Raw genomic sequence first — 18,964 nt, 5'->3', positions numbered from 1 at the left:
ATCCTGATTATAAGAATTAGGCCAAAAAGGCTTTAATTACATTTATTTATTAACGAAAGAGCAGCGTTATTTCTTTTTTAAATACTACGACAACCAGCAATTTAAGCAATTGAAAACCGGCCATTCTTTATTCACAAATCTGCATGAGGATAGTTATTTTTCACATATAGCGACCCGGCTTTTTACTGTTAACCTGCCCCTCTGGCTGAATTAATTAACTGCTTATCAGGCAGTGTTCCGGGAAAGAATATGCAACTCGATTTTCGTCAGGTCAGAGAAGATGAAACAGATGTTTATCTGGCGCTGATGCATGCGGCCTATGCGCCGGTGAAAGCGCTGGGCATTAAGTTTGATGCCGCTACCGCAGACCGCGCTATGGCTCTGCGCCATCTGCAGAGCCACGGGGTGTATGCGCTCTATGCTGACGAGAAGATGGTCTCGTCAGTGACCGTCCGCTATCCCTGGGGGCCGCTGCCCGGCCCGTTTGGTCTGCCGCATATTGGCTGGTTCGGCGCGCACCCTGACTATCCCGGCCAGCAGTTTGGTCGTCAGGTGCTGGAAAGGGTCGAACAGGCGATTCTGATCGGTCAGCTGCGTGCTCCTGCGGTCTCGCTGGGAACGGCCACCCGTCACCCCTGGCTGCAGGCGATGTACCTGAAGCGCGGCTTCCAGCCAATGCATACCCGCGACCTCGGCAAGGGTCATATCACCCTCTATATGAAGAAAGTACTGGACCCGGTGGCACACGATGCCTGGCTGAGCCGCCAGACAGCAGCACAAGGAAACCCACAATGAGCATCACTATCCCCTCGACATTAGGCGAACCGCTGATCGCCTTCCGTCACGAACTGCATCAGTTCCCGGAGCTGTCGAATCAGGAGTTTGAGACTACGCACCGACTGCGCGAGCAGCTGGAACAGCATCAGATCCGTATTCTCGATCTGCCGCTGAAAACCGGCCTGGTGGCGGAGATTGGGGCGTCAGCGGGGCCGCTGATTGTACTGCGGGCCGATATCGACGCGCTGCCGATTGAAGAGCAGTCTGGCGTCAGCTATCGCTCGCAGCGTCCGGGCGTGATGCACGCCTGCGGTCATGATTTTCACAGCGCCGCGGCAATGGGCGCGGCGATCCTGTTAAAGCAGCAGGAAGCGAACCTGCCGGGCCGGGTGCGGATTCTGTTTCAGGCGGCAGAGGAGACCGGCCAGGGCGCGCCCGAGGTGATGGCCAGCGGCGCATTAACTGACGCGCTGGCGATTTTCGGTATTCACAACGATCCTTCACTGCCTGCTGGCGTCATCGGTTCCAGAGCCGGGCCGCTCACTGCCGCCGTCGACCGTTTTGAAATTGCGATTACCGGTATCGGCAGCCATGCCGCCAGACCCGATCAGGGCAACGATCCGATTGTCATCGCGGCACAGATTGTCTCGGCGGCGCAGACGCTGATCAGCCGCAATGCCCCGTCCGCCGATAACGCGGTGGTCTCTGTCACCCAGATCCACAGCGGCAGCACCTGGAACGTCATTCCGGACAGCGCCTGGCTGGAGGGCACGGTGCGCTCGTTTTCATCATCCACCCGCCAGCGTCTTGAGCAGCGCTTCCGGGCAATTGTGGCGGGCATCGCGTCAGCCTTTGATGCGCAGGTGAGCTTTACCTGGCACGCCGGGCCACCCTCGGTAGTAAATAATGCGCACTGGGCGGACTTTGCTTTGCAGCAGGCTGAGAACAGCGGACTGGAAGCACGCGTGGTCGAGGCGAGTCCGATTGGTGAAGATTTTGCCTTCTATCAGCAACAGTTGCCCGGTGCCTTTATGATGGTGGGCACCGGTGAACCCTATGCGCTGCACCACCCTGCTTTTCGCATCAATGATGAGGTGCTGCTGCCAACGGCGCACTATCTGGCCGGCCTGGCACGGGCGGCACTTCTTTCTCCGGAGCAGCCATAATGAGCCTGACTGCCGCGCTGGCTGATGCGATCCTGTACAGCCAGCCGGATGCTCCGGCACGTGAGCATGCGCGCGAAGGCATCCGGGATTTTCTGGCGGTGAGCTGGCCGGTGCTGCAGGGCACCGTACCGGATAGCGGTTTACCGGCTCTGCGCACCCTTTACAGCGACGGCAGCGTGCGTTCACAGGCGCTGCTGCTGGGCTATGCGGGACATGCGCTGGACTACGACGACTTTCATGCCGATTTTCGCGGTCATCCCAGCGTCGTGATCCTGCCTGCACTTTTCGCCTGGCAACGGGTTCAGCCCAGAAGCCTGGTGCCGTTTCTGGATGCTTACGTCACGGGGGTAGAGATGGCCGGTCGTCTGGGGCTGGCGGTCAGCCAGCAACATTACGCTCTGGGCTATCACAACACGGCGACGCTGGGGACCCTTGCGGCGGCAGGGGCGCTGGCGCGTCTGCTGGGGATGAAGAGTGATGCCACGGCCACCCTGCTGGGTATTGCGGCGACCCAGGCCAGCGGTTTACGCGCTCAGTTTGGTTCGGCGGTAAAACCGCTGCACGCAGGCTTTGCCGCCGAACGGGCCGTGACAGCGGCTCAGCTGACCCTGGCCGGAATCGATGGCCGCCAGCAAGGGGTCATTGAAGCCTTTGTTGCCGCCAGCAGCGCGGACCAGGCTCAGCCGGAGAAAGTGCTGGAAAACTGGGGCAGCCCGTGGCGGATCAGCACGCCGGGACTGGAATTCAAACCCTTCCCGACCTGCGCCGGCACTCACAGTGCGGCAGAAGCGGCCCGCAGCCTGCGCCAGCAGTGGCTGGCTGCGGGTAAACCGCTGGATGCGCTGCTGAGCCAGATTGTTGATATCACCGTCGGCTTCCCGCCAGGCGGTGACATCGCCGCCTCGATACGGGTGCCGGTTAACGGTATTGAAGCGCGCTTCAGCCTGGAATATGTGATTGCCGCCATGCTGATTTATGGCGATTTGCGCCTGCAGGATTTTGCGGAAGGCGATCTCAATCATCAGGTTATGCCGCTGGCCGCCCGTGTGCGACGGACACCGGATGAGAGTGCGCCGCCCGATGCGATCAATCCCGCGCTGCGCTTTCACGTCGTCACGCTGACGCTCGCGGATGGCACAACGCTGCATCAGCGCCGTACGCGCCAGCAATCGCTGGCGGAGGGCGTGAATGTCAGCAGTAAGCTTCGTCAGGCGCTGGGTGACGCGTCGCCAGAACTGCTTGCTGCCACTGCGCTGCATTCCACGGCAGAGTTGCAGAGGCTGACCGGGGCGCTGACCCGATAGTGGCTTAGCGCGGGGGAACGAAAGCCTGAACCGGCGTAACCTCACCGGCAAATTTCCGCACCTGCACTACCGTAATCTGGCCGCTGCAGCCCTGCGTCAGCGACGACGTGCCGATATCCATGGTCAGCACATTGGGATTACCGTGGCGGCATAACGGACGGGCGGCAGTGGGCTCGACCGGATCGTACCAGGCACCGGTTGGCAGCTGAACTACGCCAGGCATGATGGTATCCGTGAGACGCGCGCTGGCGAGCACATGGCCGCGCGCGTTAAAGAGTTCGATGATGTCGCCATCCGCGATCGCCTGTGCTGCCGCATCGTCCCGGTTCAGGCTACAGACTTCGCGTCCGTCCCGCTTGCTGCGCTGGCTGTAATCACCAAAATCGAGCTGGCTGTGCAGACGCGTCGCGGGCTGATTGGCAATCAGCCAGAACGGATAGTCAGCGCTGGGTTTTTGCTGCGGTTCACGCCATACCGGATGGCCGGGACAATTTTCATAGCCAAAGCTGGCGATAGTAGCGGAGAAAATCTCAATTTTTCCGCCTGGCGTCGGCAGTGGCGCGGCGTCGGGGTCGGCGCGAAACGCATTGATCATCCGCCCACCATCCTTTAACTGCGGCAGCTCCAGCACGCCCTCCTGCCAGAACTGACTGAAATCGGGTGTCTGCACCTGATGAGCGGCCAGTTTTTCCTGCAGCTGGCCGTAAAGATGCTGCAACCAGCCACGCGCATCACGACCTTCGCTGAATGCCACTTCCCTGCCCAGCCGCCGGGCCAGGTCACGAAAAATCGTATAATCATCCCGGGCTTCGGCGTAAGGCGCAGCCACCGGCTGCATGGCGATTAAATGGCGATCGGTCGGCGAACCGCCGATATCCTCACGTTCCAGCGTCATGGTGGCAGGCAGGACAATATCCGCATGACGCGCCGTGGCGGTCCAGGCGCTTTCATGCACGATCAGCGTATCCAGCTGGCAGAAAGCCTGACGCAGCCGCGCCAGATCCTGATGATGGTGAAACGGATTGCCTCCCGCCCAGTAAGCCAGACGAATATGGGGATAGGTCAGCTGGCGGCCATTATAGTCAAACTTTGTGCCGGGATTGAGCAGCATGTCGGCGATACGCGCCACCGGAATAAAGCGGTCAATGCCATTTTTACCCTGCGGCAGGGCCGGAAAGCTGACCAGATTATGATGCTTGCCATAATGGCCCAGCGCGCCCAGTGCATACGTATATCCACCGCCGGGCAGCCCTGGCTGTCCGAGCGCCGCCGCCAGCACCAGGCCGAGCCACACTGGCTGTTCGCCATGCTCGGCACGCTGCAAAGCATGAGCCACGGTCACCAGTACGCGCTTACCGTGCAACTGCCGTGCAAACTGGCTGATGATGTCACTGCTGACGCCGCAGATCGCGGCCGCCCAGTGCGCGTCACGGACTACGCCATCCTCTTCACCGCGAATGTAAGCGACCATCTGCGGCCAGCCGACACAGTAGCGCGCCAGAAACGCCTCGTCGGTTAACGCTTCCGCAATCAGCACCGCCAGCAGACCCAGCATAAACGCCGCATCCGTGCCGGGCCGCAGCGCCAGCCACTCGCCCTGCGCCTCTTCAGGCAGATCGCTTTTCAGCGGGCTCACTGAGATAAACCGGGTACCGCGCTGTGCCGCTCGCTGCATAAAACCGCGCTCGGTGTGTTCGCTCAGGCCGCCGCTGGCCACCTGCGCATTTTTCAGCGCCAGGCCGCCAAACGCCAGCACCACCTCGCTGTGCGCGGCGATCTCCTCCCAGCTCACGCCGCGTCGGGCGATCTCGTTCATGTCACCGACAATGTGTGGCAGCAGGACAGATGCCGCGCCGGAACTGTAGCTGTTGACCGAACGGACATAACCGCCCAGCGTGGTGTTCAGAAATCGGTGCACCTGGCTTTGCGCATGATGAAAACGGCCTGCGCTTGACCAGCCGTACGATCCGCCAAAGATGCCTTCCGGGCCGTATGCTTCACCAACCCGCTTGAGTTCCTGCGCCACCCGCTGACTGGCCTCTTCCCAGCTGACCGCGACATACTCATCAGCACCACGACGCTGATCCGGGCCTGGCCCGTTTTCCAGCCAGCCACGCCGTATCATCGGCTGCGCGACACGCGCCGGATGATTGAGTGCATGACGGAAGTTTTGCAATAGCGGGCTGGGATCGGGATCGCGGTGGAACGGCTCAATCAGCAGTTGATCGTCCCTGTGCTGGACGTGAAAAGCGCCCCAGTGGGCGCTGTGCATTACCGGTTTCTGGGTCATGCTGATTCCTGATTACCAAAAAAGAAACGGTGCTCAAAGCACCGTTGCAATAAAGTTTCTGACACGTCCGTTGTCCGGATCGTCGAGGACCTGCTGCGTCGGACCCGCTGCGACAATTCTGCCGCTCTCCATAAATACGATGTTGTCGGCAACTTCGCGGGCAAAGCCAATCTCATGCGTGACCACCACCATGGTGATACCGGAGTGCGCCAGTTGCTTAATCACCTGCAGCACTTCCCCTACCAGCTCCGGGTCAAGTGCCGAGGTCGGTTCATCAAACAGCATGACGCCGGGATCCATCGCCAGCGCGCGGGCAATGGCCACACGCTGCTGCTGACCACCAGAGAGGTTCTGCGGCCACTCATCTTCGCGGCCAGACAGCCCCACCTGCTTCAGCAGCGCCAGCGCTTTGGTCGTGGCCTGATGACGGCTCTGCTTTTTTACCCGCATCGGTGCATCCGTAATGTTCTGCAGCACGGTGCGGTGCGGAAACAGGTTGAACTGCTGAAACACCATGCCAATTTCCGCCCGCTGGCGGGCAATGGCACTGCTGCTGAGTTCGTGCAGCGCCTGGCCTTTTTGCCGGTATCCCACCATCTGGCCGCCGATGCGGATCGTGCCGCCATCCAGTTTTTCAAGATGATTAATACAGCGCAGCAGCGTGGATTTACCGGAACCCGATGGCCCCAGAATTACGGTCACCGATCCGGCAGGAATATCGAGATTAACCTCGTCGAGAATGGTGACGCCGGAGAAGCGCTTGGTGACTTTGCGTAGCGCGATTGCTTCAGCCATTGCTCACGCTCCTTTGCGTTTTCGGCAGCGAAAAGCGCGGTAACGATGACAGCAGGCTGCGCTTTTCTCGCCGCGTCACACCGCGACCAAAGTAGCGCTCGACATAGTACTGGCCGACAGAGAGCACGGAGGTCATCAGCAGATACCATAAGGTTGCGACCAGCAGCAGCGGGATCACTTCATAGGTGCGCTGATAGATAATCTGCGCCGAAAACAGCACATCCTGCAGAGAGATCACCGACACCACTGCGGTGGTTTTCAGCTGGCCGATAATCTCATTGCCCGCTGGCGGCATAATGGCGCGCATCGCCTGCGGTAAAACGGTGTGACGGAAAATCTGCGCCGGGCGATATCCCAGGGCGCGGGCCGCTTCAATCTGTCCATTGCCCACGCTCTGGATACCAGCGCGTACAATTTCTGCAGCATAGGCAGACTGATGCATCACCAGCGCGATCACCGCCGCACTAAATGGACTCACCAGCGCATTAGACTGCGCGCTCCAGAGTTCGCCTAATCCCGGGATCGACAGCGCGATGCGGGGATAGAGCGCGGCGATGTTGTACCAGAGAAACAGCTGCACCAGCATCGGCACACCACGGAAAAACCAGGTGTAAGCCCAGCTCACCGCCACCAGCACCGGGTTAGAAGAGAGGCGCATCAGCGCCAGCACCGTGCCAAAAGCGAATCCCAGCACCACCGAGATGGCCGTGAGTTGCAGCGTCATTAACACACCCTGCAGAATAGAGGGCGCAGTGAAGTTCTCTGCAATCACCTGCCATTCAAAGCGCGGATTGTTAATCATCGAATGCGCCATCGCCACCACGCATAACAGCACCACCAGCGCACTCAGCCAGCGTCCGTAGTAGCGTTTACCGACGATTTTCAGGTCGTCGGTGTGGTCCGGTGTTTCTCTCATTTAAAGATCTCTTCATTGCGTCGGGCTTCGGTCACGGCACCAAAACCGATTCCCCAGTTATCGAGGATTTTCCGGTAGCTGCCATCTTTGATTAACGAATTCAGTGCTGCCTGCACGGCTGGCTCCAGCGGCGAGTCTTTCGGGAACGCGACCGAGACCGGTGCATCATTCACGGTGATTTCACCGCTCATGGTCAGCGGTTTGATCACTTTGGTCTGCCACAGGAGCCCCTCGTAAGGGCCGAGGAACAAGGGAACGCGACCGCTGACTACAGCCTGCACGCCCGCCGGACGATCCGGGAATATCGCTACCTTGATCGGTTGCTTACCGGCGGCTTCACAGGCTTTGCTGGCCTCTTCCAGCCGCGTCACCTGAGTCGTACCGGAGCCAGCGCCCACCTCTTTGCCACACACATCGCTGAGGGATTTAAAGGGAGCGATATCAGCGTCTTTGCGGGAAATAATGCCCAGCAGGCTGGCATTGTAGTAACCGACAAAGTCGATCTGTTTCAGGCGGGTCGGCGTGGCATTGATGTTTGACAGCGCCACGTCGTAACGTGCGGTCTTCAGGCCAGGAATAATATTGTCGAAGCCGCCGGTGTCGCGCCACTGAACGGTGATGCCCAGACGCTCACCGACCGCATTCATGATGTCGATTTCACGACCCGCCAGCGTTTTGTTGTCTTCTTTATAGAAGGTGGTGGGCGGCGTATTCGGGTTAGTACCCGCCACAATATAGCCACGCTTAAGGATATCCGCGGGTATCAGGCTTTTCAGCGCCGGATCGGCTTTGACATGTAAGCTGCTTTCAGCAGGCACTGACGGTTCGGCTGCAAAACTGGCGTGCGCACTGAGCGCGAGGGCAAAAAGGGTCATTCCTTTTATATATTTCACTGGAACCTTTCTCCTGATAATTAAAATGTTCCCCCCAGAGGGAAAAGTTATCGCGATCTGTTGTCCGCACCGGAAGCCAGCGAAGCTGCGGGCTTCAGTGCTTTTATCATCCTCGTCACGTTCTGTTGTCATTCTCAGTGAAGACCGACGGCGATCACAAATGCTAAAACCGGGATTATTTAACCGGAATATGGCAATGAAGAGGTTTCTCCGCTTTTTGATCAGGAAATGAGATGTTGCAGGGCAAGAACAGGGGGCAGGTCTGCAGGCGCTGGTGAAAGAGTAATAGTTTCCGTAGTAGTTTGTTAGCGGCCGCAGAACCTCTGAAAGCGTCATTTTATTGATAAGTTTATTTTTAAAATCGCTGAAATCTTTTCAGGCGAATTTTTAACAGTCATTTAATTGATCAAGATCAATAAATAATGATTGAGTTAGTGCAAACACCCTTGAATGAAAACTATCAACCTAAATTAATTATATTAATCATTAACTTAAACAAAAACCCATCAGTTAGCATGAAAATAATTACATCGTAAAACAATGGAGCTCTAATTAATAAGATTACTGAATAAATGATAAATACCTTTAAAGGATTATCAGAAGCTGACGATAAAAAGATCAGGATTGAATTATTTGAATTTCTTTCGTCTGCTTTTGAACCTCAATAAAGGTGAACCTCATGGGCCTTGCTCAACGCATTTCCAGTATTAAAATCGGGAAAAAACTTGGCGTCGGTTTTATCGTCGTCATCGCGGCGTCTCTCGCCATAACCTTTATCGCTTTTGACTGTTTCCGCAGTATTAAAGACAACTCTGCACGCCGCACGACAACCGTGGAAATGGTGAATACGTTAAGCAAAGCACGTCTTAATCGCACGCTTTACCAGTACACCAAAAATCCTGAATTTGCCGCGAAGAACGTTCAGGCACTGAAGGAGCTGGATACCCTTTATCAACGACTGAGTGGATTTAAGTGGGATGATGAAGGTCAGCAAAAAATTACGCTGATGGGCCAGTTACTTAATGATTATCAAAATCAGCGCCAGAAGTTCGTGGCATCTGCGGAGGTAACATCTGTCGCCTTTGCTGCCATTAAACCGGACATGCTAATCAGTCTTGCTCATCAGTCTGAATTACTTGATATGGCTATGGCACCCGACGCCGCGCTGCCGGTCATGAAACTGGCCGCTGCGCTGTTTGATGCCGCAAATATCGAAAAAGCGTTTCTTGATAAGCCAACAGCGGCCAGCAGAGATGCGGTTATTGAGGAGTACACCGCCATCAATACGCTGAGTGAACGACTGGACAGTTTTAATCAGCCAGCGATCAATGCCGTCACGCAAAATGTCATCACTATCCTTACGCAGCAACGTCAGGCATTGACGCGTTATGTTGATGCTTCAGAGAAAGAAAAAAGCGAATCTGCGGACCTGACCACAGCTGCAGAGCGGCTCAATGCGGCAGTTTCTGATACTTTTGCCTTCCAGTCCCGGCTGTCTGCTGAATTTATCAAACAGGCAGAGTGGCGCATCGCCTTTGCTGCGCTGATTTGTGTCGTCCTGAGCCTGCTGATTGCCTGGCGGATTACACGCAACATTACGCTGCCATTGAAAGAGACCCTGAATGCAGCGCAGCGTATTGCCAGCGGTGATTTAACGACCTCACTGAACACCACCCGGGGTGATGAGCTGGGCCAACTGATGCAGGCCGTCGATGCGATGAACCTCAGCCTGCAGAACATCATTACCAATGTGCGCGATGGCGTCAGCAGCGTAGCGCGTGCCTCGGCAGAGATTGCAGCAGGTAATACCGATCTGTCATCCCGCACCGAACAACAGTCTGCGGCAGTGGTTCAGACGGCGGCCAGTATGGAAGAGCTCTCATCCACGGTGAAACAGAATGCGGAAAATGCTCACCATGCGAGCCAGCTGGCGACAGATGCGTCGGTGAATGCCGGACGCGGTGGCGAGATTATCCGTGATGTTATCGTCACCATGAACAACATCAGCCAGAGTTCAGGCAAAATTGGTGAAATCATTCACGTCATCAACAGCATCTCCTTCCAGACCAATATACTGGCATTAAATGCCGCGGTTGAAGCGGCTCGCGCCGGTGAACAGGGTCGTGGGTTTGCGGTGGTGGCCGGTGAAGTCAGAAATCTGGCCCAGCGCAGTTCGCTGGCTGCCAAAGAGATTGAAACGCTGATTCGCGAGTCACTTGACCGGGTTCATGATGGTTCGGAGTTTGTGGAACGCGCCGGAAGCACGATGGATGATATCGTCCGCTCGGTCAGCCAGGTCAAAGACATCATGGGCGAGATTGCTGCCGCATCCGACGAGCAGAATCGCGGTATTTCCCAGATTGCGACAGCAATGTCCGAAATGGATACCACCACGCAGCAGAACGCCGCGCTGGTTGAAGAGTCTTCTGCCGCAGCCAGTTCCCTGGAAGCGCAGGCAGACGAGCTGGAAAAAACGGTGGCGGTATTCCGCTTATCAGACGGGCAAAGTGCCCCCAGCCGGACTGCACATGCCCTGGCGCCGCGTTTAGTGCCCGCGATGCCGGTTAAAGCATCAGCCGAATCCAGCTGGGAAAGCTTCTGATACACAGCGCCGCTTTGACTTAAGCGTCATGCTAATACAGCCAGCCTGATTTAATGAGGCTGGCTGAAGTATGAATTGGCCACAGACAAGGCATCACAGTAATCACAGAAAAAAGCCGGCGCGGGAGCGTATTCGTCCGGGTCAGTTATTGTTTCAGGGCCGGCAGGGTTGTGGCTTCAGGAAAGCCTTCTTAAAGATGGGTATCAAATCGCGGTGGCAGGAGAAGTATCGTCCATGACAGTTTCTCCGGCCGGTATACGCTTCGCGCAACCGATGAGGTCGTCCGCTTCGTCGTTTTCCGGCCGGAGCCGGACTACGTCCACTGGCGTCAGTTCAGTTAATGCTGCTTCAGTTCTTCGTTCAGGGCTGCAAGGGTCTGCAGGTACGGCACCTGCTGTTGGGCAACCGACGGTGACTTAAAACTACTCAGCCAGCGCCTGGCTTCGGAGATTTGCGTCAGCCGATCGGGGTTGCTTTCAGATTTCGCCATAAAACCCAACTGAGTAAAGAGTGATGCGATACTGATTTCTTTCTCACCCAGGGCAAGGCTTAGTGCCGCTTCGCCAATAATGACGTGGCCTTTCTCGTCGATTTGAATTAACACAGAAAATCCTCCATTAGTACGAATTGATGACAACCTCACCAGAGACTGTAGTCGTAAAAGCAGGACCTGCCCGAATAAATCACTAAGAATCTCGCAACCTTCTGATAGAATACACTTAATGTTTTTTTCCGGATTGTTCTGTTTGTCTCTGCCGTCCATCCTGCCAGACTGGCTGGCCTTATCAGCGACGGATGCACCTATGAAACTCTCTGTTCTTCTCACGTTGTTAGCCGCAACGGTTTGCTCAGTTTTTGCTGCCCATGGTGGATTCGGCACGCATCAGGCCAGCCATTCGCTTCCCACACAAAGTGGCGAAACGGTTACGGAAGAATAAGGGTGAAGTCCGGCGTCGTCAGTGAACCGGCAATCGGTTATGATCCCCTGCCATTCTGCTGCCGGTTGCCCGATGTCTGCCATTATCGATACGTTTATCGCCCCACCCTGCTTTGATGAGATTACTCTCCTGTTTCAGGACGATCATCTGCTGGTGATCAACAAACCCAGCGGGCTGCTGAGCCTGTCAGGCAAAAATCTGCAAAATCTCGACTCCGTGCATCATCGGCTGGTAACGCGTTTTCCCGGCTGCACGCTGGTTCATCGGCTCGATTTTGGCACCTCCGGGCTGATGGTGGTGGCACGAACCAAAGCGATTAATGCCGCCCTCTGTCAGCAGTTCAGCCAGCGCACGGTGAGCAAAACCTATCAGGCACTGCTGTGCGGACACCTTGCCGATGATGAAGGTGTGATTGATGCCGCAATAGCCAAAGATCCGGCGCTGTTTCCCCGCATGGTGATATGCGCTATTCAGGGCAAGCCGGCGCGCTCACGCTATCGGGTCATCGAACGCATTGATTATCAGGGTAAAGAGGGAAAGGCGTTGCCGGTTACGCGGGTTGAGCTGACACCAGAAACCGGACGCACCCACCAGCTGCGCATTCACTGTCAGCATCTGGGGCATCCGATTCTGGGCTGTGATCTTTACGGCGGGTTGTTACTGCCGGGTGCTGAGCAGGCAGAGAGGCTGATGTTGCACGCCAGTGGATTAACGTTTTTGCATCCTGTCAGCGGCGAGACAGTGCAGCTCTCTGCCGCCAGCCCCTTCTGACTGCATCAACGCGCCATTACCACATCAGATCATCTGGCACTTTGAAATCAGCATAAGGATCATCTTCGTCCTGAGCTTCTTCGCTTAATGCGCTGTTTAAGACGATGGCGCTGGCATCACGCTGGGCAATTTTATCCGCCACGCTGGCCGGGATGATGGCGTACTGGCTTTCACCATTCGCGTCAGCCGCCAGGCGGGCAATGGCGAGACGGCCATTGATCAGCTGAGCCTGCGTCGGCTTATCCACCATAATCTTTTTGATCAGATTATTGTCGGTGAAGTTGAAGCTGATATTGCCCCTCTCCACGGCAATTTTGTTCATTTCGATCAGCTGCTTGACCTGCGCTTTATACTCTTTCGACAGCACAGCCAGCTTCTGCTGCTCGTTCAGCTGCTTATCCCGCTCAAGCTGCGCTTTTTTGTTATCTTCCACTGCTGCTCTGGCTTCGCGCGCCTGAACCCGGGATTTCTTGGCGGTCCGCTGAACCTTGTCCATCTTCTTGCTGGATACTAATCCCGCTTTCAGCATCTGCTCTTGCAAGGTGAGTTTTGTCATTGTCGTCTCTGAACCTGTGAAATAATGCCCGGGATTATACCTGCAATCGTCCGGAGTGTGCCAGGTTGCCGCATTTGCCGCGCCCGTGGTTGCGCGCAGCCTCTCAACACTGTGCTAACATTCCCCGGTCAGAATCACCTTATTGAGCACCATGTCAGAACTCACAAAACGTAAAAATGACCCTGAAGGGCTGAAGAAACGCATTATTGCAGGCGCACTGAAAACCTTCGCTGAATTTGGTATGCAGGGTGCCAGGCTGGAGCAGATTGCTGAGCATGCGCAAACCACGAAACGGATGGTGGTCTATCACTTTGGCAGTAAAGAACAGCTTTATATCGCCGTACTTGAGCAGGTTTATCAGCAGATACGTCAGCATGAAACCGGCCTGAATCTGGCGGCGATGGCGCCGGAACTGGCCATGACCCGACTGGTGGAAGCCAGTTTTGACTATCACGTCGAGCATCCCGATTTTATCCGGCTGGTCTGCAGTGAAAACCTGCTGCGCGGTCGCTACATCACCCAGTCGCCGCAGATTAAAGCGCTGAACCGCAGCGCACTGGATCTGCTGGATGACATCCTGGCGCGCGGTCAGCAACAGGGGGTATTTACTGGTGATGTGCAGACCATCGATGTCCATCGCCTGATCAGCAGTATCTGCGTGCATCACGTCTCAAACCGCTACACCTTCAACGCCCTGTTCAGTCCTGACAACAGCGAAGCCGAGAGTATCCGCCGCAATCGTCAGCTCGCTGTCACTGCAACGTTACGCTATGTCCGCAAATAAATGTCCGCCGCCCCGGCTCCGCTTAGCAATAGTCTACGCTTAGTTAAACTTGTCATTAAAATGCGATTATAAGGAATGCTGTTGTGAGCAGAGACGCACGCCTCTATCCGCTTCGCCAGACCCATGTTGAACCCAATGATGATGCGCTGTGGAACTGGGCGCAGAATGCGCAAATTGGCACTCATCATCAGGTTCAGCGTCCCGCCAGCGAAGCAGAACTACAGAAACTGATCAGCGAATCACACGGCAAAATCCGGGTGATCGGCAGCAAGCTGTCGCCCGGCCGGATGCTGCATGTCGCCGATAACGATGTACTGCTCGATCTCAGCGCACTGAGCGGTCAGCTCGCCAGTGATGAGCAGAGCGTGACCTTTGGTGGTGCCACCCCGCTTGAGCAGGTTTATCGCAGCCTGACCGACATGAACCGGATGCTGGCGTCATCGCCGGGTGTGATTGCGATTCAGACGCTGGCAGGCGCGATGGCGACCGGTACGCACGGTCAGGGTTTGCAGCAGAGTTCCATTGCCGATGAAGCGCTGGCCATACGGATGGTGCTGGCCGATGGCAGCGTGCGGGAATTTGTCCGCGGCGACGCTGACTTTCCGGCGGCGCAGGTCTCGCTGGGGGCGCTGGGCATTGTCACTGCCGTTACCCTGCGCACCCAGCCGTTTAAGATCTTTACCTGCCACAAAAATGCTGTCTCTGCCGATACGCTGGAAGAGGATCTGCTGCAGTGGAACAACGACTATCCGCTGAGCAAGGCCTGGTGGTTTGTTGACGACAACCTGATGCACGTCTGGAACGCCCATGAGGCGAGCGATGAAGAGCGTCAGCGCTATGAAGCGCAGGGTCGCCAGGTGGTCGAGCATGAGGGTGACGTTGATGACAGCCTCAACGACACCATCGACCAGACGCTGGCGCATATGCACCGCGACACGCAGATTCAGGGCAAAGGCGGAAAACAATTCCGTACCGTCACCCGTTTTCGCGACTTCACCGATGTTACCGGTGACATTTATCAGCTGTTCTGCCGCGGCATCGCGGTCCCCCAGATCAATGTGGAAATCGGCGTGCCGCTGGCAAAAACCCCGGCCATCATCCGCCGGATTAAGGCGTGGTATGCGGAGAACCGTCCGCATATGCACTACCCGATTATCCTGCGCTGCACCGGCGCGTCCTCAGCCTGGCTCAGCCCGGCTGCTGGCCAGCCGACCTGCTTTTTCGGCTTTGTGGTCTATTACGCCGACGATGGCTCGCTGTCCCAGGAAGGGCTGCACTTCCTGACCGAAGTGGAAAAACTGCTCGCCGAAGAGGGCGGACGCCCGCACTGGGGCAAGTATTACGACGAAGAACGCTACAACTGGCGTGAGATCTATCCGCAGTGGGACGCCTTCCGCACCCTGCGCAGCCAGCTCGACCCGCAGGGCCGACTGGGGAACGACTACATCACGCCACTTTTTGACTGATTGAGGAAAGCTATGTTTGCCTGGGTAACGCTGTTAACACAACCCGACTATCTGGTGGGCGTCAAAGCGCTGCACCGTTCGCTGCAGGAGAGCCAGAGCCAGTGGCCACTGGTGGTGATGACCACGCCAGCCATTTCAGACGCTGACTGTCAGAGTCTGCAGGATGAGGGCTGTGTGATTAAACCGGTTGAACCACTCTATCCGCGCGACGATCTCGATCAGCATTACGCCTCGGCGCAGTTCGGCGAAGTCTGGACCAAGCTGCGCGCCTGGCAGCTCACCGATTATGAGCGTGTGGTGTTCCTGGATGCCGATATGCTGGTACTGCAGAACATGGATGAGCTGTTTACCCTGGATCTGGGCGATAACCCGCTGGCCGCCTGTCACGCCTGCCGCTGTAATCCGAACCAGATTGCCTCTTATCCGCCAGAATGGCAGCCCGAGCAGTGCCACTACACCTGGCAGGCACGCGGTGAGCAGGCTCCGGACAGCGTTGACTACTACCTGAACGGCGGTTTTCTGGTGCTTAAGCCCGACAGTGCGATGTTCGATGTACTGGAAAAACGGATTGCGGCGATTGACGATCTCAGCGCTTATCCCTTCTCCGAGCAGGATCTGCTGAATGAAGTCTTTGTCGATCGCTGGAAACCGCTCTCGTATATCTACAATGCGTTAAAAACGCTGCCATTCCAGCACAGCGGTCTGTGGCAGGGGGATGAGGTGAAGAACCTGCACTACATTCTTGCGAAGCCCTGGAAGCGCGACCTGAGCCAGCCCGAGAGCCAGCGCGACCGCTTCTATGCGCTGGATAAACTGTGGTGGGAAAAAAGCGGCCTGATCTGATTGGATACGGGCGGGACACTCCCGCCCTTCGCGCCTGTTCACTCAACTCCGTAGTCTGCCACTCGCTATATCTTCTCTTTCTCAGATTCTGCCTTACACCTCGACCCAGCGGCGCTGCTCTGCGGAGAGGGCAATCGCTTCCAGCACTCTCTGCACCTGTAATCCCTCGGCAAAATCGGGCCACATGCGATCGCCCGCCGCGATACCGTTGATCAGGTCGCGGATCTCCACCGTTTTCTGATCGTTAAACCCGATGCCGTGTCCGGCTGAAACGCAGAAGTTCGCGTAGTCAGGATGGGCCGGTCCGGTCAGGATGGTTTTAAATCCCTGTCGCCCGGCAGGTTCGTCATGCAGATAAAGCTCCAGTTCCGCCATGCGCTCCTGGGTGTAACGGAGCGTGCCTTTGGTGCCGGTGACAATATAGGTCAGGCCCATTTTTGCGCCACAGGCAATGCGTGAGGTTTCAATCACGCCGTGTGCGCCATTGCGGAAGCGCAGCAGCGCGCTGGCCTGATCTTCGTTTTCTACCGGTAACAGTCGCGCAGGTTCTTTCGGGTCGGGCCGTGAGGTGATGACCGTCATCATGTCGCCGCTGACCTCGGTAATATCCCCGACCAGGTAGTGCGCCATATTCACGATGTGCGCCGCCAGATCGCCCAGCGCGCCGAGCCCTGCCAGCGCTTTCTGGCAGTGCCAGTCGAGCGGCGTTTCCGGTCTGGCGAGATAATCTTCGTTATGGGTGCCGTAGAAATGCACCACGTCACCAATCTCGCCTCTGGCAATGATCTCTTTTGCCAGCTGGCTGGTCGGGTTTTTCATATAGTTGAAGCCGACGAGGGTTTTCACCCCTGCCGCTTCGGCGGCCGCCACCATCTCCTGCGCATCCGCCACGCTCAGCGACAGCGGCTTTTCTGAATAGACGTGCTTGCCGTGGCGTATCGCCTCCAGCGCCATCTCTTTGTGCAGGAAGTTAGGCGCGCAGATATCTACCACATCAATCGCCGGATCGCTGACCAACGCGCGCCAGTCGCCGGTGGAGCGCGCAAAACCAAAGGTCGCCGCCTGACGCGCCGCCAGCTCAGGATTCACTTCGGCCAGCATCTCCCGCACGATTTCGCCTTTCAGCGCGAATACAGTGGGGGCCTGGGCATAGGCAATGGCGTGGCAGCGCCCGATATAGCCGCTGCCAATCATGCCGATTCTGACTTTGTTCATTTCAACTCCGGATATTCAGTTCAGGGTTGAAATGGAATCTACGTTTCATATTTGTTGCTGACAAAGTCAGAATCGGAACTTTGTGACGGCCATAAAAAACTATCCGGTTAAATCACGTACAATGCCTTCTGACAAGCGCTTTACCGCGTCAGAACACCTCATAAACACCTCAGATTTACGTGCCGCTTTTTGCCGCGTGAAGCCGTAGTGCAGACCCTTCTTCTATAGCGTAAATCGCCATTGTGGCGACTATTTCAGCAGTCGCACGAATTTATGAAAAAGAGCTTTGACATGATCCGGCGTGGCCGTTACTATGCGCCCCGTTCAAACGATTCCTCTGTAGTTCAGTCGGTAGAACGGCGGACTGTTAATCCGTATGTCACTGGTTCGAGTCCAGTCAGAGGAGCCAAATTCGAGAAGCCTGCTCAGGAAACTGAGCGGGCTTTTTGCTTTTCTGATGTTCGTTCAAATGTTCCACAACAAATATTCAATGACAGACAACGCCACAGAGAATAACGCGCAGGGAAAACAATCCGCGACGCGTCATCATTCCCTTATCAGGCGAAGCCTGTTTCTGTTTAATAAACTCTGATTGTGATGATGCCAGCCTGAAATGGGCAAGCGGGTAACTCATACCAACCCCGGACCACATAGCCTGACAAAAAAAGCGCCATCACTATCTCCTGCCAATGATATCCACCTGTTGATGCGTTATTTGACGCCTTAAAGCGTCAAAATATGACGTGAAAGCGAATCACTGTTAGTAACGGATAAATAACGGCCCAGCAGGGTCGCGTTTATTTTAACAACCTTCCTGACCCGGCTTGATAAATAACCTTAAGCCTGGATATAGATAAACTTTGCCATAATTAGTATTTCCCCTCGCAATAACCCTTTGTTATTCCTTTGGTTCCTGTTTGTATTACTTTGAGAACCACCGTGGAAATTTACTGGTATCTGACCGCGCCAGACGGTCATCAACCCTGGACCGCCTCCGGCAGCCGGCAGGTCAACTACGCCTATTTCCAGCAGGTCGCTCGAGCGGTAGATCATCTGGGTTTTACCGGCGCGCTGCTGGCGACCGGTGCACATGATCCCTGGATTCTGGGGGCGGCACTTATTCCCTATACCGAACGCATGAAGTTCCTGATTGCAATCCAGCCGGGTCTGATCTCACCCACCCTGCTTGCCAAAATGGCCGTGACGTTTAACCAGTTTTCGAAAGGCCGGGTGCTGCTCAACGTGGTCAGCGGTGATAAAAATACGCTGGGCGCTTACGGCATGCATCTGGATCACGATGCCCGATATGATCTCAGTGACGAATTTTTGCAGGTATTACGTCCCCTGCTTAATGAAGAAAATGTCAGCTTCAAAGGGGAACACCTGGATATTGAGAACGCCAGGCTGGCATTGAGCAACGGCGGATATCCCCCGCCACCGCTGTGGTTTGGTGGCTCCTCTGAAGCGGCACAGGAAGTCGCGGCAAAGCACATCGACACCTATCTCTCCTGGGGGGAAACACCGCCGCAGGCCGCAGAGAAAATCGCCCGGGTGAAAGCCAGAGCCGATAAATACCATCGCCAGTTACGCTACGGCATTCGTCTTTATGTGATCGTGCGCGAAACCGATGAACTTGCGTGACAGGCGG

Annotated in this window: 16 protein-coding genes and 1 tRNA gene; 10 read left to right on the top strand and 7 right to left on the bottom strand. The window is 56.1% G+C overall.

Annotated elements, in window-relative coordinates:
- Positions 1 to 249 precede the first annotated feature (249 nt).
- The 3 genes from K6R05_RS07060 to K6R05_RS07050 are packed head-to-tail and all read left to right on the top strand — an operon-like array spanning position 250 to position 3,247.
- Positions 250 to 795, top strand: a complete 546-nt coding sequence (locus K6R05_RS07060; RefSeq protein WP_161736729.1) for a GNAT family N-acetyltransferase — start codon at positions 250 to 252, stop codon at positions 793 to 795.
- A complete protein-coding gene (locus K6R05_RS07055) occupies positions 792 to 1,943 on the top strand; it encodes an amidohydrolase (RefSeq protein WP_222925284.1) in 1,152 nt (383 codons plus the stop codon). The genes K6R05_RS07060 and K6R05_RS07055 overlap by 4 nt, the downstream gene beginning before the upstream one ends.
- Positions 1,943 to 3,247 carry an MmgE/PrpD family protein gene (locus tag K6R05_RS07050; protein WP_222925283.1) on the top strand — a complete coding sequence of 435 codons (1,305 nt, stop codon included), beginning with the start codon at positions 1,943 to 1,945 and terminating at the stop codon, positions 3,245 to 3,247. Before K6R05_RS07055 ends, K6R05_RS07050 begins: the two co-directional genes overlap by 1 nt.
- Positions 3,248 to 3,251: 4 nt before the next feature.
- On the opposite strand, the gene K6R05_RS07045 is transcribed toward K6R05_RS07050, so the two are convergent.
- From K6R05_RS07045 to K6R05_RS07030, 4 genes are read right to left on the bottom strand one after another with little or no spacing between them, the layout of a single operon-like run.
- A complete protein-coding gene (locus K6R05_RS07045) occupies positions 3,252 to 5,537 on the bottom strand; it encodes a molybdopterin-dependent oxidoreductase (RefSeq protein ID WP_222925282.1) in 2,286 nt (761 codons plus the stop codon).
- 33 nt (positions 5,538 to 5,570) lie between these two features.
- Positions 5,571 to 6,332 (bottom strand): amino acid ABC transporter ATP-binding protein, encoded by a 762-nt coding sequence (locus K6R05_RS07040; RefSeq protein WP_013358395.1) that lies wholly within the window; start codon positions 6,330 to 6,332, stop codon positions 5,571 to 5,573.
- The gene (locus K6R05_RS07035) at positions 6,325 to 7,248 is read right to left on the bottom strand and encodes an amino acid ABC transporter permease (protein WP_013358396.1); all 924 of its coding nucleotides are present in this window, start codon (positions 7,246 to 7,248) and stop codon (positions 6,325 to 6,327) included. The genes K6R05_RS07040 and K6R05_RS07035 overlap by 8 nt, the downstream gene beginning before the upstream one ends.
- Positions 7,245 to 8,141, bottom strand: coding sequence for an ABC transporter substrate-binding protein (locus K6R05_RS07030; protein WP_222925281.1), 897 nt, complete (start codon positions 8,139 to 8,141; stop codon positions 7,245 to 7,247). The genes K6R05_RS07035 and K6R05_RS07030 overlap by 4 nt, the downstream gene beginning before the upstream one ends.
- Before the next feature lie 679 nt (positions 8,142 to 8,820).
- On the opposite strand from K6R05_RS07030, the gene K6R05_RS07025 reads away from it, so the two are divergent.
- On the top strand, positions 8,821 to 10,743 hold the full coding sequence (locus K6R05_RS07025; protein WP_222925280.1) for a methyl-accepting chemotaxis protein: 1,923 nt from the start codon (positions 8,821 to 8,823) through the stop codon (positions 10,741 to 10,743).
- Between the two features lie 337 nt (positions 10,744 to 11,080).
- On the opposite strand, the gene K6R05_RS07020 is transcribed toward K6R05_RS07025, so the two are convergent.
- Positions 11,081 to 11,347, bottom strand: coding sequence for a hypothetical protein (locus K6R05_RS07020; protein ID WP_161736853.1), 267 nt, complete (start codon positions 11,345 to 11,347; stop codon positions 11,081 to 11,083).
- A gap of 406 nt (positions 11,348 to 11,753) precedes the next feature.
- On the opposite strand from K6R05_RS07020, the gene K6R05_RS07015 reads away from it, so the two are divergent.
- Complete coding sequence (locus K6R05_RS07015; RefSeq protein ID WP_161736851.1) at positions 11,754 to 12,452, top strand: RluA family pseudouridine synthase; 699 nt, start codon at positions 11,754 to 11,756, stop codon at positions 12,450 to 12,452.
- A gap of 16 nt (positions 12,453 to 12,468) precedes the next feature.
- Here the strand turns inward: K6R05_RS07015 and K6R05_RS07010 are convergent, their stop codons facing one another.
- On the bottom strand, positions 12,469 to 13,008 hold the full coding sequence (locus K6R05_RS07010; protein WP_161736850.1) for a DUF2058 domain-containing protein: 540 nt from the start codon (positions 13,006 to 13,008) through the stop codon (positions 12,469 to 12,471).
- A gap of 151 nt (positions 13,009 to 13,159) precedes the next feature.
- Here K6R05_RS07010 and K6R05_RS07005 point away from each other — a divergent pair, with 151 nt between their 5' ends.
- From K6R05_RS07005 to K6R05_RS06995, 3 genes are all read left to right on the top strand, one after another.
- The gene (locus K6R05_RS07005; protein WP_222925279.1) at positions 13,160 to 13,792 is read left to right on the top strand and encodes a TetR/AcrR family transcriptional regulator; all 633 of its coding nucleotides are present in this window, start codon (positions 13,160 to 13,162) and stop codon (positions 13,790 to 13,792) included.
- 83 nt (positions 13,793 to 13,875) lie between these two features.
- On the top strand, positions 13,876 to 15,258 hold the full coding sequence (locus K6R05_RS07000; RefSeq protein ID WP_222925278.1) for a D-arabinono-1,4-lactone oxidase: 1,383 nt from the start codon (positions 13,876 to 13,878) through the stop codon (positions 15,256 to 15,258).
- A 12-nt stretch (positions 15,259 to 15,270) separates the two neighbouring features.
- On the top strand, positions 15,271 to 16,101 hold the full coding sequence (locus tag K6R05_RS06995; protein WP_222925277.1) for a glycosyltransferase family 8 protein: 831 nt from the start codon (positions 15,271 to 15,273) through the stop codon (positions 16,099 to 16,101).
- Positions 16,102 to 16,194: 93 nt separating this feature from the next.
- On the opposite strand, the gene K6R05_RS06990 is transcribed toward K6R05_RS06995, so the two are convergent.
- Complete coding sequence (locus tag K6R05_RS06990) at positions 16,195 to 17,316, bottom strand: Gfo/Idh/MocA family protein (protein WP_222925276.1); 1,122 nt, start codon at positions 17,314 to 17,316, stop codon at positions 16,195 to 16,197.
- 333 nt (positions 17,317 to 17,649) lie between these two features.
- On the opposite strand from K6R05_RS06990, the gene K6R05_RS06985 reads away from it, so the two are divergent.
- Positions 17,650 to 17,725: transfer RNA gene (locus tag K6R05_RS06985), tRNA-Asn, on the top strand.
- 530 nt (positions 17,726 to 18,255) lie between these two features.
- On the top strand, positions 18,256 to 18,957 hold the full coding sequence (locus K6R05_RS22085; protein ID WP_262390901.1) for an LLM class flavin-dependent oxidoreductase: 702 nt from the start codon (positions 18,256 to 18,258) through the stop codon (positions 18,955 to 18,957).
- Positions 18,958 to 18,964: the final 7 nt, after the last annotated feature.

Origin of the sequence: Pantoea alfalfae, assembly GCF_019880205.1 — a bacterium.
In the GTDB taxonomy this organism is placed as follows: domain Bacteria; phylum Pseudomonadota; class Gammaproteobacteria; order Enterobacterales; family Enterobacteriaceae; genus Pantoea; species Pantoea alfalfae.
This window is presented reverse-complemented; position numbering and strand designations above follow the sequence as displayed.

Bases quoted from the DNA above. Each gene is read 5' to 3' on its own strand.
- K6R05_RS07060 (WP_161736729.1), top strand. From the start codon at position 250: ATGCAACTCGATTTTCGTCAGGTCAGAGAAGATGAAACAGATGTTTAT.
- K6R05_RS07055 (WP_222925284.1), top strand. From the start codon at position 792: ATGAGCATCACTATCCCCTCGACATTAGGCGAACCGCTGATCGCCTTC.
- K6R05_RS07050 (WP_222925283.1), top strand. From the start codon at position 1,943: ATGAGCCTGACTGCCGCGCTGGCTGATGCGATCCTGTACAGCCAGCCG.
- K6R05_RS07045 (WP_222925282.1), bottom strand. From the start codon at position 5,537: ATGACCCAGAAACCGGTAATGCACAGCGCCCACTGGGGCGCTTTTCAC.
- K6R05_RS07040 (WP_013358395.1), bottom strand. From the start codon at position 6,332: ATGGCTGAAGCAATCGCGCTACGCAAAGTCACCAAGCGCTTCTCCGGC.
- K6R05_RS07035 (WP_013358396.1), bottom strand. From the start codon at position 7,248: ATGAGAGAAACACCGGACCACACCGACGACCTGAAAATCGTCGGTAAA.
- K6R05_RS07025 (WP_222925280.1), top strand. From the start codon at position 8,821: ATGGGCCTTGCTCAACGCATTTCCAGTATTAAAATCGGGAAAAAACTT.
- K6R05_RS07015 (WP_161736851.1), top strand. From the start codon at position 11,754: ATGTCTGCCATTATCGATACGTTTATCGCCCCACCCTGCTTTGATGAG.
- K6R05_RS07010 (WP_161736850.1), bottom strand. From the start codon at position 13,008: ATGACAAAACTCACCTTGCAAGAGCAGATGCTGAAAGCGGGATTAGTA.
- K6R05_RS07005 (WP_222925279.1), top strand. From the start codon at position 13,160: ATGTCAGAACTCACAAAACGTAAAAATGACCCTGAAGGGCTGAAGAAA.
- K6R05_RS06995 (WP_222925277.1), top strand. From the start codon at position 15,271: ATGTTTGCCTGGGTAACGCTGTTAACACAACCCGACTATCTGGTGGGC.
- K6R05_RS06990 (WP_222925276.1), bottom strand. From the start codon at position 17,316: ATGAACAAAGTCAGAATCGGCATGATTGGCAGCGGCTATATCGGGCGC.